The sequence below is a fragment of the Microbacterium gorillae genome, from assembly GCF_000826185.2.
GTDB lineage: Bacteria > Actinomycetota > Actinomycetes > Actinomycetales > Microbacteriaceae > Microbacterium > Microbacterium gorillae.
Map to the genome: position 1 here is coordinate 1,537,987 of NZ_LN648875.1, position 14,744 is coordinate 1,552,730.

The 14,744-nt window shown below is 69.6% G+C and carries 14 protein-coding genes; 10 read left to right on the forward strand and 4 right to left on the reverse strand.

The window, feature by feature from the left end:
- Nucleotides 1-29 precede the first annotated feature (29 nt).
- Nucleotides 30-941, reverse strand: a complete 912-nt coding sequence (locus BN1193_RS16895) for an aldose 1-epimerase family protein (protein ID WP_040168525.1) — start codon at nucleotides 939-941, stop codon at nucleotides 30-32.
- An 82-nt stretch (nucleotides 942-1,023) separates the two neighbouring features.
- Between BN1193_RS16895 and BN1193_RS16900 the strand changes: the two genes are divergently transcribed.
- The 4 genes from BN1193_RS16900 (at nucleotide 1,024) to BN1193_RS16915 (ending at nucleotide 5,189) form a co-directional block, all read left to right on the forward strand.
- Nucleotides 1,024-1,854: an LLM class flavin-dependent oxidoreductase gene (locus BN1193_RS16900; RefSeq protein ID WP_040168122.1), complete on the forward strand. Its 831-nt coding sequence runs from the start codon at nucleotides 1,024-1,026 to the stop codon at nucleotides 1,852-1,854.
- A gap of 157 nt (nucleotides 1,855-2,011) precedes the next feature.
- Nucleotides 2,012-4,024, forward strand: coding sequence for a DEAD/DEAH box helicase (locus BN1193_RS16905; protein WP_040168123.1), 2,013 nt, complete (start codon nucleotides 2,012-2,014; stop codon nucleotides 4,022-4,024).
- Between the two features lie 65 nt (nucleotides 4,025-4,089).
- On the forward strand, nucleotides 4,090-4,488 hold the full coding sequence (locus BN1193_RS16910; protein ID WP_040168124.1) for a nitroreductase family deazaflavin-dependent oxidoreductase: 399 nt from the start codon (nucleotides 4,090-4,092) through the stop codon (nucleotides 4,486-4,488).
- Between the two features lie 155 nt (nucleotides 4,489-4,643).
- Nucleotides 4,644-5,189: a YceI family protein gene (locus BN1193_RS16915; protein ID WP_040168127.1), complete on the forward strand. Its 546-nt coding sequence runs from the start codon at nucleotides 4,644-4,646 to the stop codon at nucleotides 5,187-5,189.
- Between the two features lie 126 nt (nucleotides 5,190-5,315).
- On the opposite strand, the gene BN1193_RS16920 is transcribed toward BN1193_RS16915, so the two are convergent.
- Nucleotides 5,316-6,353 (reverse strand): Rv2578c family radical SAM protein, encoded by a 1,038-nt coding sequence (locus BN1193_RS16920; protein WP_040168128.1) that lies wholly within the window; start codon nucleotides 6,351-6,353, stop codon nucleotides 5,316-5,318.
- 58 nt (nucleotides 6,354-6,411) lie between these two features.
- The gene (locus BN1193_RS17960) at nucleotides 6,412-7,347 is read right to left on the reverse strand and encodes an NADP-dependent oxidoreductase (RefSeq protein ID WP_040168129.1); all 936 of its coding nucleotides are present in this window, start codon (nucleotides 7,345-7,347) and stop codon (nucleotides 6,412-6,414) included.
- A 66-nt stretch (nucleotides 7,348-7,413) separates the two neighbouring features.
- On the opposite strand from BN1193_RS17960, the gene BN1193_RS16935 reads away from it, so the two are divergent.
- The 6 genes from BN1193_RS16935 (at nucleotide 7,414) to BN1193_RS16960 (ending at nucleotide 13,430) form a co-directional block, all read left to right on the forward strand.
- Complete coding sequence (locus BN1193_RS16935) at nucleotides 7,414-8,361, forward strand: M15 family metallopeptidase (RefSeq protein WP_052460908.1); 948 nt, start codon at nucleotides 7,414-7,416, stop codon at nucleotides 8,359-8,361.
- A gap of 165 nt (nucleotides 8,362-8,526) precedes the next feature.
- The gene (locus BN1193_RS16940) at nucleotides 8,527-9,684 is read left to right on the forward strand and encodes an acyl-CoA dehydrogenase family protein (RefSeq protein WP_040168130.1); all 1,158 of its coding nucleotides are present in this window, start codon (nucleotides 8,527-8,529) and stop codon (nucleotides 9,682-9,684) included.
- A 77-nt stretch (nucleotides 9,685-9,761) separates the two neighbouring features.
- The gene (locus BN1193_RS16945; protein ID WP_141396721.1) at nucleotides 9,762-10,133 is read left to right on the forward strand and encodes a nuclear transport factor 2 family protein; all 372 of its coding nucleotides are present in this window, start codon (nucleotides 9,762-9,764) and stop codon (nucleotides 10,131-10,133) included.
- A 32-nt stretch (nucleotides 10,134-10,165) separates the two neighbouring features.
- On the forward strand, nucleotides 10,166-11,035 hold the full coding sequence (locus tag BN1193_RS16950; protein WP_052460909.1) for an NmrA family NAD(P)-binding protein: 870 nt from the start codon (nucleotides 10,166-10,168) through the stop codon (nucleotides 11,033-11,035).
- A complete protein-coding gene (locus BN1193_RS16955) occupies nucleotides 11,028-11,651 on the forward strand; it encodes a nucleotidyltransferase domain-containing protein (RefSeq protein WP_040168132.1) in 624 nt (207 codons plus the stop codon). The genes BN1193_RS16950 and BN1193_RS16955 overlap by 8 nt, the downstream gene beginning before the upstream one ends.
- Before the next feature lie 357 nt (nucleotides 11,652-12,008).
- Nucleotides 12,009-13,430, forward strand: coding sequence for an HNH endonuclease signature motif containing protein (locus tag BN1193_RS16960; RefSeq protein WP_052460910.1), 1,422 nt, complete (start codon nucleotides 12,009-12,011; stop codon nucleotides 13,428-13,430).
- A 176-nt stretch (nucleotides 13,431-13,606) separates the two neighbouring features.
- Here BN1193_RS16960 and BN1193_RS16965 read toward each other — a convergent pair whose 3' ends face one another.
- Entirely contained in the window at nucleotides 13,607-14,731 is a 1,125-nt protein-coding gene (locus BN1193_RS16965) for a DUF4232 domain-containing protein (RefSeq protein ID WP_040168134.1), read from the reverse strand.
- Between the last annotated feature and the right edge of the window lie 13 nt (nucleotides 14,732-14,744).

Here is a 14,744-nt window from a genome sequence, read left to right on the forward strand (position 1 = left end):
CCGTGTCGTGCGGGCTTCGCGATGTTTGGTCAGGCGGCGGTGATGCCCCAGGTGACGACGAAGGTGTCGTCGGGGTCGACCCAGTGCAGGCCCGTGCCGCTGTTCAGGGCTTCGGCCGGAGCGGTCATCGGCTCGCAGGCCAGCGCGACGTCCCGGCCCGGGTAGTCGCGACCGGTGTAGAACTGCACGAAGTCGCAGTGCTCGTCCTGCCACACCGTGGTGCTGCGTCCGTCGGCGTCGGTGAGCGTGTGGCGCACGCGGCCGTCCGCATCGCGGGCGAGATCCGTGTACGCGGTGTCCAGCGTGAGGTCGGACAGGCGCCGACCGTCGCGCAGGTCGTTCTCGGGCGTGACCGGTGCGGCCCCGGTCGGGAGCAGGCGGTCGTCGACCGTGAGGTAGGTGGCACCGGGCGAGGTGATCGTCAGCTGGTCCGCGGGAGCATCGCCGACCGCGATGAACGGGTGCACGCCGACGGCGACGGGTGCGGCGGTCGCGCCCGAGTTCCGGATGCTGTGCGTGACGGTGATGCCGTCGACGGTGAGAGCGTAGGTCACCGAGGTCTCCAGCAGGAACGGGTAACCCGCCTGCGGCGGAACCGTGGCACGCAGGGTCACCGAACTGTCCGACGGACCCACCGTGTACGGCGTGTAGCGGAGCAGCCCGTGGATCGCGTTGTCGAGCTTCGGCTCGGTGATCCAGAGCTGCTGGGCCTCGCCCTCATGCGTCCACTGACCGTCGCGAACGCGATTCGGCCACGGGACCAGCACGACACCGGAGCAGCTCGGCGAGGGCGTGCCCTCCGGATACCGGGCGATGCGGTCCACGCCATCGACGGTGAGGCCGCGCAGGGAAGCGCCCACCTGTGCGATGTCGGCGGTGACGACGTGCCCGTCGCGCTCGAGGCGAAGCTGGATCTGGGTACCGGTGGGATCGAGACTCACCACCCCATGCTAGGGCCCGCGCGGGGCGACGATCGCCGTGTCCGTGGCCGGTGACATCATGTGCGGAGCGGGAAGGAGCGCCATGAAGTTCGGGTTCGTGTTGAGCTGGGTGGGGCCGAAGCAGGCCGTCGAGTACGCGCGCGTCGCGGAGGAGGCCGGTTGGGACGGCGTCTTCACGTGGGACGGTGTCTCTCTCGGGGGCACCCCGGTGTATGACCCGTGGTCCGTCCTGGCCGGGATGGCGCTGGTCACCGAACGTGTCACGCTCGGGGCGATGGTCTTCCCGCTGGCCCGCCGCCGGCCGTGGAACGTCGTCAAACAGGCGGTGACGATCGACCACTTCAGTGACGGACGCCTGGTGCTTCCGGTCGGACTCGGTAGCCCGGATGACGGCGGGTTCAGCCGGGTCTCCACGGACACCGTCGACCGACGCACGCGTGCGCAGCGACTGGATGAGACGTTGGAGATCCTCGCCTTGGCGCAGTCCGGGGAACCCTTCTCCTGGAACGGAGAGCACTATCGGGCCGACGACCTGCAACTCGCTCCGCGTCCGGTGCAGGAGCGCATCCCGGTCTGGGCCGTCGGAGCGTGGCCGCACGAACGGTCCTTGCGCCGAGCCGCGCGATGGGACGGCATCATTCCGACCGACCTGCGCCCGGGGCGCGATCCTTTCGACCCCCTGTCGCCGGCGGTGCTGCGCGAAGTGGTCGACGACATGGCCGCTCGCCGCGGTGGACGGCCGTTCGAGGTGGTCATGGAGGGACGAACCGACGGTCCGGATGACGCGGAACGACCGGATGCCTACGCCGCCGCCGGGGCGACGTGGTTCATCGAGAGCCGCTGGGATGAAGCGGACGACGCGACCTCTCTGCTGCGTCGGATCCAGGCCGGGCCGCCGCGCTCGCAGGCGTGACCAGGTATATCCCAGACGCAGCCGGTACCCTGGAGTGTCGGCTTCGAGCCCCGTGCGTCCGTCTGCGCGGGAAATGTGTGAGCTTCGGTGGCCGATGGTGAGCGCCCGTTGGCGTAGCAATCCCCACTGACGAACTTCATACGAAGGATCCACACGCATGCCCAAGCAGCGACAGGGCGGACGCGCGCCCAAGAATTACGACCCCCGCTACGGGGACCGCGCCAAGGCCAAGAAGAGCGGCATCGGCCGTACCCACCGCGGCTACCGCGACGCCTCCGAGACCGAGGCGCCCGCGAAGCGCCGCTGGAGCGCCGAGGACCGCGCCGGCCGCGACCAGGCCCGCGGCATCAGCCAGGGCCAGCGCGACCGTTCGGTGCGCGGCGACCTGCGCGGGGACGACGCCCGCCCGGCACGCCACGACCGGTTCGTCGACCGTCCCAAGCGCGATGACCGACCGGCTCGCGACGACCGCTTCTCCGACCGTCCGCGCCGCGATGACCGCGGTGGTCAGCGTGATGACCGCGGCGGTTTCCGTCGGGATGACCGTGGCCAGAACCGCGACGACCGCGGGGGTTTCCGTCGGGACGACCGTGCTCCGCGTCGTGATGACCGCGGTGACTTCCGTCGGGACGACCGCGGACCGCGCGAGGATCGGTCGTTCGACCGTCCGCGTCGCGACGACCGCGGCGACTTCCGTCGGGACGACCGCGGACCGCGTCAGGAGCGCACGTTCGACCGTCCGCGTCGTGATGACCGCGGTGACTTCCGTCGGGATGACCGCGGACCGCGTCAGGAGCGCACCTTCGACCGTCCGCGCCGCGACGACCGCTTCTCAGACCGTAACCGCCGCGTCCGCGATGAGCGGTCCCATGCCTCCCGGTCGGACTGGAAGGGCGAGAGCAAGCCGGCGTTCCAGGAGTCCGAGGACGTCGTGCTGGAGCGCCTGCAGGCGCAGTCCATCTCCGCCGATGACACCGCGGACACCTCGTTCGACGAGCTCGGTCTCGGCCAGAACATCGTGCGCGTGCTCGCTGAGCTCGGCGCCGAGAAGCCCTTCCCGATCCAGGCCGCGACCATCCCGGTGATCCTCGACGGCCGCGACACCCTGGGCCGCGGTCGGACCGGTTCCGGCAAGACGATCGCCTTCGGCGCCCCGCTCGTGGAGCGCATCCTGCGCTCGAAGGCCGGCGTCAAGCGCGAATTCGGACGTGCTCCGGCCGCGCTGATCCTCGCCCCGACCCGTGAGCTGGCGTTGCAGATCGACCGCACCGTCCAGCCCATCGCGCGCTCGGTCGGCCTGTTCACCACGCAGATCTACGGAGGCGTGCCGCAGGGTCGTCAGGTGGGCGCGCTGAAGAAGGGCGTTGACATCATCATCGGCACGCCCGGCCGCATCGAAGACCTGGTGGAGCAGGGCAAGCTCGACCTCTCGCAGGTGTCCATCGCGGTGCTCGACGAGGCCGACCACATGTGCGAGCTCGGTTTCCTCGAGCCGGTGCAGCGGATCCTCCGTCACACCGCCGCGGACAGCCAGAAGTTGCTGTTCTCCGCCACCCTGGACACCGAGGTGGAGGCGCTCGTGAAGGAGTTCCTCGTCACCCCGGCCGTCTACGAGGTCTCCGGTGAGGACCAGGACTCCGGCACGATCGACCACCGCGTGCTCGTGGTCGACCACCGCGAGAAGGCGGACGTGCTCGAGGAGCTCGTCTCCCGCGAGGGCAAGACGCTCGTCTTCACCCGCACTCGCGCGTACGCCGAGATGCTCGCCGAGCAGTTCGAGGACGCCGGAGTCTCGGCCGTCGCGCTGCACGGTGACCTCAACCAGGCCAAGCGCACGCGCAACCTGCAGAAGATGTCCTCCGGCCGCGCCAACGTGCTGGTCGCCACGGACGTTGCCGCGCGCGGCATCCACGTGGACGACATCGACCTGGTCATCCAGGCCGACCCGCCCATGGAGTACAAGACGTACCTGCACCGCGCCGGCCGTACCGGTCGCGCCGGTCGCGCGGGCACCGTGGTGACGCTCGTCTCCCGTGGTCGCACCCGCCGCGTGCAGGAGCTGCTCGCGCGTGCCGAGATCGACGCGCCGTTCGACGAGGCACGTCCGGGCGACGAGGTTCTCGAGGAGCTCGCCGGCCGCAGCCTGACGCTGGACGAGATCACCGCCTGATCTCGCCGTCCGAACGCCCTCTCGCTCTCGCGGGAGGGCGTTCGTCGTCGTGCCATGATGGCGACATGGCCGGGTCGCTGAAGCGCGGGTTCCTCTGGGTGCTGAAGAACACCCTGAACCGCGTCACGGTCCGCGCGGCCCGGCGCGGTCGAGGTCCTTTCAGCCTGATCCGACACGTCGGGAGACGCTCGGGGCAGACCTTCGAGACGCCGCTGATCCTCGCCGCCGTCCCCGAGGGGTTCATCGCAGAACTGACCTACGGACCGTCGGTGAACTGGTACCGCAACCTCGTCGCCGCAGGGCATGCGACGGTCGTGGTTCGGGGCGAGGTGCACGAGGTCGTCGGCGTCGAGCCGTACCCGACTGACGCCGGCCGTCGTGCCTTCGGTCCGCCGGCCTCGTGGGTCCTGTGGGCGCTCCGCCGCCGCGAATTCCGTCTGCTCCGCACCGACTCCGCGGCATAGCGTCCCGGTGCCGGCCGGTCTGTGGTGCTCGCTCAGCGGGTGAACGGACCTGAAGATCTGCTGGGGGATCTATTCATCGGAATAGATCGGACGTAATCTCGGTTTCATCACTCGTGCGTCGACAGCGGCGGACGCTTCGACCTCAAGGAGACCTCATGAGCTACGACATCGAAACCGTGCGCGGCACCTGGACCATCGACAAGGACCACTCCGTGATCGGCTTCTCGGCGACCCACGCGATGGTGACCAAGGTGCGCGGGACGTTCGACGACTTCGCCGGCACGGTGACCGTCAACGGCGCGGATGACGCCGATGTGAACGTGACGATCCAGACCGCGAGCATCGACACCCGCCAGGAGGGTCGCGACCAGCACCTGCGCTCGGCCGACTTCTTCGACGCGGACAACTTCCCGGAGATGACCTTCCGCTCCACCGGGATCCGGATCAAGGACGACGAGGAGTTCGTCCTCACCGGCGACCTCACGATCAAGGACGTCACCAAGTCCGTCGACGTTCAGGTCGAAGTCGGTGGCGTGCAGACCGACGCCTACGGCAACCTTCGTGCCGGCTTCGAGGGTGGCGTCACCATCAGCCGCAAGGACTGGGGCCTGACCTGGAACGTCGGCCTGGAGGCCGGTGGCTTCCTCGTCTCGGACAAGATCAAGATCACGCTGGACGTCTCCCTCATCAAGGACGCCTGAGCCGCTTGCTCTCACGTCCGGCAGGTCTCCCCGATCATTTCTGCCGGAACTGAGCACAAGCGCCGCATCGCTCCCATCCGTGGCAGGAATTCCTCGCGAAACCTGCCGCGGGTGGGAGCGATCTTGTCAGAACAGCATCGCCGGCTGCGGTACCGGACGGGGGACCAGTGGAGCCGACGCGCGCGGCCGCGGCGGGAGTTCGTCCTCGGCGCGGGCACGCAGGCCGTGGGCGGTCACGAGCGGCCGCATCCGCTTCGCCAGCCACTGGCGGTAGGCCTTCGGCGCGTACGTCGCCGCCCCCGGGAACAGCCCGCGGTACGACGAGACCAGCTCCGGGTGCTCGCGCTCCAGCCACGCGAAGAACCACGGTTTCACGCCGGCGCGCAGATGCAGGGGGCCCCAGATGACGCTGTGCGCCCCGGCCTCCTGGATTCGGGTGAGAGCGTCATCCAGACTCTCCAATGAGTCCGTCAGGTGCGGCAGGATCGGCATGAGGAACACCCGGACCCGGAACCCCGCCTCGGCCGCGGCGCGCACGGTCGCCAGGCGTGCCGCCGTCGAGGGCGTGCCCGGTTCGATGGACTGCTGCAGACGGTCATCGAAGATCGCGATCGACATCGCCAGCTCCACATCGATGTGCTCGGCGGCGTCCCGGAGCAGCGGGAGATCGCGCCGCAGGAGCGTGCCCTTGGTGAGGATCGCAAGGGGTGTGCCGCTGGCGGCGAGCGCGTCGATGATGCCGGGCATCAGCCGATAGCGACCCTCTGCGCGCTGATACGGATCGGTGTTCGTGCCGAGGGTGACCTGTTCGTGCTGCCAGGAGCCCTTGGCCAGTTCGCGGCGCAGGACGTCGGCGACGTTGAGCTTGACCACGACCTGCGAGTCGAAATCGCGCCCGCCGTCCAGGTCGAGGTAGGTGTGCGTGCCGCGTGCGAAGCAGTACACGCACGCGTGCGAGCACCCCCGATAGGGATTCACGGTCCAGTCGAACGTCATTCGGGACCCCAGCGGAACGCGGTTGAGGGCGGAGCGCGCCATCACCTCGTGGAACGTGATGCCCGCGAACTCGGGCGTGGTGACCGATCGGACGAGTCCGTTCAGCTGTTCCATCCCCGGCAGCGCGGACTCGTCCGCGACGCCCAACTCCTGACCCTGCCACCGCATGAGTACATGGAACAGAACTTCGACACTGAAGTCAACCCGGAATCGAAGAAGAATTCGATCAGCTGCCGGCCGGAGCGACGACGATCTTCCCGCCGGGGTGTCCGGTCTCCAGCAGGGCGAAGGCCTCGGCGACCCGGTCGAGTCCGAAGACCGCGGCGACCGGGAACATCACCTCGCCGGACGCGATCGTCGCCGCGACCTCGACCAGGCGCGCCGTCGAGCGGGTCGCGGCGGCCGTGGTGCGGACGCCGAACTCCGCGGCCACGTCGTCATCGGCGAGGGTGACCACACGCTGCGGCGGGACCCCGAGCTCGGCCGCGGCATCGAGCGTCTCTCGACCGACCGAGTCGAAGACCGCCGTGAGGGGGCGCCCGGCGGCCGCGGTGACACGTTCGGCGAGCCCCGGGCCGTACGCGACGGGAGTGATTCCTGCGTCGCGGACGCGTTCGGAATTGGCGCGCGACGTCGTGCCGATGACCTGGGCGCCGGCGCGCACGGCCCACTGCGACAGAAGGAAGCCGACGGTTCCACTGGCCGGAGAGACCAGCACGACGTCCTCCGCTGAGACCGGCACGGCGTCCCAGCAGGCTGCGGCCGCGAGCCCGGGTGTGGCCAGGGCGCCGGCGATCGAGAGGGGGAGTCCGGCCGGCACCGGAGCCACGGAACTCGTGCGGACCACGAGGCGCTCGCGCAACGTGTTCATCCCCCACCCGAAGACGGTGTCGCCGACGGTGACGGGCGTGCCGTCCGCATACGTCGCGTCCGGGCCGACGGCGGTGACGACGCCCGCGACGTCGGACCCGATGCCCCGGGGGAAGGGTGTCGTGCCAGGCACCCGGCCGGAGAGAACCTTGGCGTCGTACGGGTTGATGCCGACCGCGCGCACCTCCAGCAGGGCCCGCCCCTCGCCGGGCGTGGGCACAGGGACATCGGCGAGGCGGAGGACTTCGGGTCCACCGGTCTGGTCGTACTGCACTGCACGCTGATCCGCCATGCCCCCCATCGTCGCACCCGCGGACGGGGCGATGCACCACGCCGCCGATCGAGGGACAATGGAGCTATGGACCTCCCGACGACTCTCGCGCGCCATCGTGCGCGTGCACCGCGTCGCGCGGTGATGTTCGGGACGATCGCCGTGCTCGCGGCAGCGCTGGCCGGACTCGCCGTCGGCGCGGCGGGTCGCTCATCGACTCCGGTGGCGGACGCGCCGGCGGTGATAACTCTGCCGCGTCCGGAGCCCGTGTCGGCGCTGCCGGTGCCGGAGGTGTCCGCAGCAGTTCAGACCACCCAGCCGTGCGACCTGCCGACGGTGACCGAGGCCCTCGCGGCAGGCGATGGCGAAGGAGCGGTGGCCGCGGTCGGTGGTGGAGCGGCGTTCCGTGCGGCGCTGCTCGCCGATCGCCTGCCGTGCGTGTCGCTGTCCGACGAGAACGCGGTGTGGTTCGTGGTGAACAAGGCGCGGCCGTTCCCGCAGCTGGACTGGGCGCCGGGAGACCTGACGCCCGTCACGTCGTTGCCTGCGCTGAACTCGTCGGAGCTGCGGCGGAGCACCGCTGCGGCGCTGGATCGCATGGCCGACGGTGCGCGGGATGCCGGCGTGGGCGAGATCGCCCTGCTCAGCGGATACCGTTCGTTCCAGACGCAGGTCGCCAATCACGATGATCAGGTCGCCACGCAGGGCGACGCTGCGGATCAGTCGAGTGCGCGGGCGGGGTACAGCGAGCATCAGACCGGAATGACCGCGGACATCGTCGCGTGCAACGGTGGGTGCAGCACCATGGACGATTTCGGCGCGTCCGCACAGGGCCGGTGGGTGGCCGAACATGGCTGGGAGTACGGTTTCGTCATCCGGTACGAGGGTGCCGAGACGCCGGTCACGGGGTACGCGGGTGAACCGTGGCACGTGCGGTACATCGGGGTGGATCTGGCGCGCGCCTATCACGATGGCGGTTTCCACACGCTCGAGGACTTCTTCGGTCTCCCGGCGGCGCCGGACTATCCCGGGTGACCCACCTGGAGCGACACCTGGAGCCTTCCCACAAACCTGGTACTAAGTTTCTTGGAAACTGACACCTAATCTCACGAAGGTCTGTCGCCGCGAGTCGGGCGGTCGTAGGATCGCAAGCGTTGAGCGGGCGCGATCCGTCCGCCACCGTGAGCAGAAGGGACCGGCATGGACCGGAAGATCTACGACGAGGACCACGAGGCGTTCCGCGATGTGGTCAAGGAGTTCGTGAAGCGCTACGGCACCAACGAGGCGCGCGAGAAGTGGGAGGCCGACGGTCAGGTCGATCGCGCCACCATGCGTGCGGCGGGAGACGCCGGCATCATCGGCCTGTCCGTGCCCGAGGAGTTCGGCGGCGCCGGCATGCTCCAGGACTACCGCTTCCGCTCGGTCGTGCTGGAGGAGACCATCGGTGCGGGCCTCGGCTCGCTCGCCGGGGCGCTCGGCATCCAGGACGACCTGGCCGTGCCCTACATCGTGCACATGGGCACGCAGGAGCAGAAGCAGAAGTGGCTGCCCGGCATGGCGACCGGTGAGATCCTCGGCGCCCTGGCGATGACCGAGCCCGGGGCCGGTTCTGACCTCCGCGGCATCAAGACCACCGCGAAGAAGGTCGACGGCGGCTACATCGTCAACGGCGCGAAGACGTTCATCTCGTCCGGCGCGACGGCGGACATCGTCGTCACGTTCGTCAAGACGGGTGAGGGCAACCGTCCCGACGCGTTCAGCCTGCTGATCCTCGAGGACGGCATGGAGGGCTTCGACCACAGCAAGAAGCTGCAGAAGATGGGCTTCCACGGTTGGGACACGGCGGAGATGTCCTTCACCGACGTTTTCGTCCCGGAGGAGAACCTCATCGGCGGCAAGGAGGGCCTCGGCTTCATCCAGCTCATGATGAACCTGCCCCTCGAGCGCCTCTCGATCGGTGTGGCTGCGGCCGCCGCCGGCGAAGCGGCCCTGAAGTGGACGCTGGAGTACACGAAGTCCCGTGAGGCCTTCGGCCAGCCGGTCGCCGACTTCCAGAACACGCGCTTCCGCCTCGCCGACATGGACACCACCGTCGACGTCATGTGGGCGTACGTCGACCGCGCGATGATGCTCTACAAGGACGGCGAGCTGTCGGCCGAGGAGGCCGCGAAGGTCAAGTTCTGGGCCACCGATCGCGAGTGGGAACTCCTGGACACCGGCGTGCAGCTGCACGGTGGCTACGGCTACATCACCGAGTACCCGATCGCACGCGCGTTCCTGGACGCCCGCGTGCACCGCATCTACGGCGGCACCAACGAGATCATGCGCGATCTCGTGAGCCGCAAGCTCGTCAAGTAACGGACAGCGCGACGGCGGCCCGGGAGCGACGCTCCCGGGCCGTTCCGCATGTCCGGGGCCGGGTCTACCGTGACGGCATGGACGCGAGGACGGTGCTGCGCACGCTCATGGAGCGGATCGACGAGCGGCGGTGGGATGAGCTCGAACCGCTGCTGCACCAGGACCTTCGGGTCACTCTCGTGCACACCGGTGAGGTCTACGACCGTGTCGGCGGGATCCGGCTGAACGCCGAATACCCGGGCTTCGACCGGTTGCGCATCGAGGAACTGACCGGCGATGAGAAGACCGCGGCCTGTCGATCGCACGTCACCGGGCGGGACGGCGACGCGTTGCTGCAGTTCGGATGCGCGAGCTTCGCCACGGTTGAGGGCGGACGCATCCGTGAGCTGACCGAGGTGTGGACCGATATCGGGCAGGTCCCCCCGCCGGGAACGCGGCCGGAGTCGTGACGGCGGGAGGTGGGAGTGGGGATGATGGAGGAATGACCACTTCCACGCACGAACCTGCTGAGCTGCCGACGCTGGCGGTGACCGGTTCCACGGGCAACGTGGGCGGCGCGGTCGCGCGACTGCTCGCGGACGCCGGGGTGCCCCAGCGTCTCCTGACTCGCGACCCGGCGCGTGCGCCCCAACTCCCCGGCGCCGTCCCGGTCCTCAGTCGATACGCCGACGACGCCGAGACGCGGGCATCGCTCGCGGGTGTTCGCACGCTGTTCCTGGTGTCCGGCACCGAGAGCCTCGAGCGCCTCGAACAGCACCGTGCGATCATCGATGCGGCTGCCGCGGCCGGGGTAGCGCACGTCGTGTACACCTCGTTCTACGGGGCCGCGCCGGATGCCACATTCACGTTCGCGCGGGACCACTGGCACACCGAGCAGTACCTGCTCCGTTCCGGAATGGCGACGACCTTCCTGCGCGATGACTTCTACCTCGACGTGCTGCCGCACTTCGTCGGGGAGGACGGCGCCCTGCGCGGTCCGGCCGGCGACGGCCGCGTGGCGGCGGTGGCCCGGGCGGACGTGGCCCGGGTCGCCGCGACCGTTCTGCAGGACCCGGCCGCTCACGCGGGGCGGACGTACGACCTCACCGGCCCGCAGGCACTCACGCTGACCGAGGTCGCGGCGATCATCACGGAGGTGACCGGACGCGAGGTCCGGTTCGTGAACGAGACGACGGAGGAGGCGTACGCCTCGCGCGCGGGATACGGCGCCCCGGACTGGCAGGTGGACGCGTGGGTGTCGACGTACACCGCCATCCGCTCCGGGGAGCTGCAGCCCGCGACGGACGACGTGCGCGCGGTCACCGGTCGTCCCCCGATCAGCCTCGCCGAGCTGCTGCGCGCCGATGTCTGAGGGCCTCAGCGCCGAGGACGTCGAGTTCTTCCGCGTCTACGGGGCGTGGGCGCCGCGGACGCCGTCGGATGCGGCCGCGCTGATGGCGGGCTACGACGGCCTGTGGTGGATCGCGGGCGGCTGGGCGATCGACGTGCTCACGGGTGGGCACCGATCGCACCACGACATCGACCTCGGCGTCCTGCGTCACGATCTGCCGGCGTTGCGCACCCATCTGTCCGGGACCCTGGACATCTGGGCGGCGTTCAGCGGTGCGCTCAAGCCGCTGATCACCGGTGCCACCCTTCCGCCGGACACCGGCAATCTTTGGCTGCGTCGAGATGCGACCTCGCTGTGGGAGTACGACGTCCTGCTCTCGCCGGGGGATGAGCGCACCTGGGTCTACAAGCGCGACCCGACGCTGACGATGCCCATGTCCGATGCGATCGTCGTGCACGACGGAGTGCGATACCTGCGCGCGGAGATCCAGTTGCTGTACAAGGCTCGCGCGGGGCGGGCCCAGGACGAGGCGGACTTCGTCGCCGCGCTGCCACTGCTGTCTCCGGCGTCACGAGGGTGGTTGACGGAGGCCTTGGAGCGCACGGAGCCGGGGCATCCGTGGCTCGCGCGGCTCTGAGGCCGGTTGTCGCGGGGGCGCCGGTGCGGGACTTGAATGTCGAAGATTTATTCGATTGATTCGTGGATGATCGGCTCGCGTTTCGAGGGTGGTCCGGTTTAATACGCTGGGGAGGGTGGAGTCCGCGGGGTGGTTTGGATTCCGACAGCGGCTCACGTTTACGGTTGCGATTCCGCGGAACGGTGTCGGGTCGTTGTGTTGACGTGTGGCGTGAGCTGGCGGCGCGGAGTGGCTTTGGGTGAGGGGTGGCTGGGGCTGTGAGGGGTCGGGTGTCGGGTGTGCGTAGTGTCGACGAGATACTACGGAAAACGCACTGAGTCTCGTAACTATGTTCCCCTGTGGTGGGAGAATGGGGGCATGACATCAGAGACAGGCACCCCGGGGCGGGGCTCGGACGCGCGGTTGCGGGTCCTGGTCGCGGACGTCGTGCGGGTTCGGGCGGAGATCGCCCGGTTGCAGGCGCGGGACGCGTCCCAGTGCGCCGCGGTGCTGGATGTCGCGCAGGCGCGGGCCGAGGGGGCCGGCGGGTCGGGGCGGGAACATGACCTCACCGTCCGGGACGTGTCCGCCGAGCTCGGCACCGCCCTGCGGGTCAGTGACCGGGTCATCCAAAGCCAGCTGTCGGACGCGTTCACCCTGGTGCACCGGTTCCCCCTCACCCACGCGGCTCTCGCGGGCGGGCGGATCAGTCTGGCTCATGCCCGGGCCATCATCGAGGCGGGGTGTCCGATCGAGGACGAAGCCCGGCGGGGACGGTTCGAGGCCTCCTCGGTGACGATTGCGGAACACGAGTCGGCGGGACGGTTGCGGCGCCGGATCGCGATGACCGCGGACGCCGCCCGCACCGACAGCATCGACGAACGCCACCAGGCCGCCCGTGCGGCCCGGTGTGTGGAAGTGCGGGACGGGGAGGACGGGATGAGCGATCTGTACGCCCACCTACCCACCGTGGAAGCCCACGGCATCGCCGACCGCTTGCACGCCACCGCCCGCCGCATCAAAAACCGCCGCAAGACCGGTGGTCGCGAGGCCACCGCCACCGTGACCGTCGCCCCTGACGGCACGGACAGCGGTGACGGCACGGACAGTGGTGACGGCACGGACAGGAACCTCGAGCGCGATGAGCGGACGTTGGCGCAGATCCAAGCCGACGTGTTCGCCGACCTCCTGCTGACCGCCGACCCCACCGCCGCCGGCGACGGGCTCACCGGCATCCGCGCGCACGTGCAGGTGAATATCCCCGTCAGCATCCTCACCACCACCAGCACCGCCACCGGGACCGGGGCCGGGACTGGGGCAGAGGGTGGGGGTTCTCCTCCCACGGGTGGTCTTCCTGGTGTGGCGGAGTTGGTCGGGCACGGCCCGATCGACACCGACACAGCCCGTGCCCTGGCGGGGAATGCTCCCGGATGGGACCGGTTGTTCGTGAACCCGACGACGGGGCATGTGTTGGAGATCGACCGGTATCAGCCCTCCGCCGACCAACGACGGATCCTGCGGGTTCGGGACGAGCACTGCCGATTCCCCGGATGCCGGTACCCCGCCACCCGCTCGGACGCTGACCACACCATCGACGCCGCGCTCGGTGGGCCGACGGCGATCAGCAACCTCGGCCACTTCTGCCGTAGACACCACACGCTCAAGCACCATACGAGGTGGAAGGCCGACAACCTCCCCGGCGGTCTCATCCGCTGGACCAGCCCCCTCGGCGTCACCTACATCGACAAACCACCCCGCACCGTCGTCTTCACCACCCCCGAGGGCCCATGCCCCTTCTGACCCATGACACCGTCGTCGATCTGCCTGTGGGTCACCCGTCCCTCCCGCCTGTCCTTTGCGCCTCGCGCCGGAAGGCGACCGAAGTGTCCGTGTCATCTCACGTGGGCTCGTCCGCGACGAGAGCGCCTGCATCGTCACCGTGGCGTCCGGGCAGAGGCACTCTGCTCAATGACCGATCACTCGACGGCGGGAGATGCGATGCGCCAGGCGGTGACGCTGACGGTGGTGTCGGGGACGATGTCCAGGACGATCGGCCACGATCCGCGATCGGCGCCCGCCCGCGCGGCCGCGTAGACCGTGCTCGCGACGAGCGTGCCGTGGGTGCTGTTCGCGTCCCAGCCGATCGTCGCCGCCGCGTAGCCCTTCGCCGGGACCTCGACGCGCTGAGCGCCGGCATCGGTCGCCATGAACGAGCTCCCGTGCTCGATGGTGACCGACATCACGTGTCCGTTCTGATCGGCGAAGGCCAGGTCCGGGTAGCCGTCGACGACGCACGGCGCGTCGGAGAAGTTCATCAGCCGGATGGTCAGACTGCGGTGGCCGGTTGCGGCGTCCGGCTCGGTCTTCAGCAGCATGGAATTCTCTCCGGTGCACGCGTCGTCCGGGATGGGATCGGTCTCCGGTGCGACGGTCGGCACCGGGTCGCCGACGGCGTTCGGATCCGGCAGATCGATGCCGTTCTCGTCGGTGGTCGGGGCGTTCGCCGCCGCCCGGGCCTCCGCCTGCGCCACGTCGTGCGCGCCCTGCACGGTGAGACCCGCACCCACGAGAGCGAGGACGGCGACGCCGCTGAGGACGCCCGTCCATGTGCCGCCGATACCCGCCACCGGCTCGCCGGCCCGATCCTCACCGCGAGGGCGGAGGAACGCCAGCGCGGGTATCCAGCCGGTGGCCAGGCCCCAGACGACACTCGTCGGGTAGGACGAGAGGCTCCGCAACACCGAACCGGGGCCCCAGAGCGCATTCGGGGCGATGGCGAAACCGGCGAGTATCGCGCTCACCAGCAGACTCGTCAGAGCGGCCGCGAGCCACCCGGTCGTGACGGTGGCCTCGCGGCGTCGTGCGAGCAGCGCGGTGATCGCGACGAACGTGAAACCGGCGGCGACGGCGACGGCGACGGAGGACCAGTTGTCCGCGTTCGATCCGAACCGGCCCGTCGGGGTGGCGCCGGGCAGCGCGAACGCGAGCGTGCTGAGGCTGCCTCCGCTCTGACCCAGAAGGAACACCAGCGTCTGCCACCCGAGCATGAGCAGGGTGAGGATTCCGCCGCCGAGCAGCAGGCGTCGTCGTGGCGTCAACATCCGGGTCAGCTTA

What these genes read in the sequence shown, in the direction of transcription:
- BN1193_RS16900 (WP_040168122.1), top strand. Translation starts at nt 1,024, where the DNA reads ATGAAGTTCGGGTTCGTGTTGAGCTGGGTGGGGCCGAAGCAGGCCGTC.
- BN1193_RS16905 (WP_040168123.1), top strand. Translation starts at nt 2,012, where the DNA reads ATGCCCAAGCAGCGACAGGGCGGACGCGCGCCCAAGAATTACGACCCC.
- BN1193_RS16910 (WP_040168124.1), top strand. Translation starts at nt 4,090, where the DNA reads ATGGCCGGGTCGCTGAAGCGCGGGTTCCTCTGGGTGCTGAAGAACACC.
- BN1193_RS16915 (WP_040168127.1), top strand. Translation starts at nt 4,644, where the DNA reads ATGAGCTACGACATCGAAACCGTGCGCGGCACCTGGACCATCGACAAG.
- BN1193_RS16920 (WP_040168128.1), bottom strand. Translation starts at nt 6,353, where the DNA reads ATGCGGTGGCAGGGTCAGGAGTTGGGCGTCGCGGACGAGTCCGCGCTG.
- BN1193_RS17960 (WP_040168129.1), bottom strand. Translation starts at nt 7,347, where the DNA reads ATGGCGGATCAGCGTGCAGTGCAGTACGACCAGACCGGTGGACCCGAA.
- BN1193_RS16935 (WP_052460908.1), top strand. Translation starts at nt 7,414, where the DNA reads ATGGACCTCCCGACGACTCTCGCGCGCCATCGTGCGCGTGCACCGCGT.
- BN1193_RS16940 (WP_040168130.1), top strand. Translation starts at nt 8,527, where the DNA reads ATGGACCGGAAGATCTACGACGAGGACCACGAGGCGTTCCGCGATGTG.
- BN1193_RS16945 (WP_141396721.1), top strand. Translation starts at nt 9,762, where the DNA reads ATGGACGCGAGGACGGTGCTGCGCACGCTCATGGAGCGGATCGACGAG.
- BN1193_RS16950 (WP_052460909.1), top strand. Translation starts at nt 10,166, where the DNA reads ATGACCACTTCCACGCACGAACCTGCTGAGCTGCCGACGCTGGCGGTG.
- BN1193_RS16955 (WP_040168132.1), top strand. Translation starts at nt 11,028, where the DNA reads ATGTCTGAGGGCCTCAGCGCCGAGGACGTCGAGTTCTTCCGCGTCTAC.
- BN1193_RS16960 (WP_052460910.1), top strand. Translation starts at nt 12,009, where the DNA reads ATGACATCAGAGACAGGCACCCCGGGGCGGGGCTCGGACGCGCGGTTG.
- BN1193_RS16965 (WP_040168134.1), bottom strand. Translation starts at nt 14,731, where the DNA reads ATGTTGACGCCACGACGACGCCTGCTGCTCGGCGGCGGAATCCTCACC.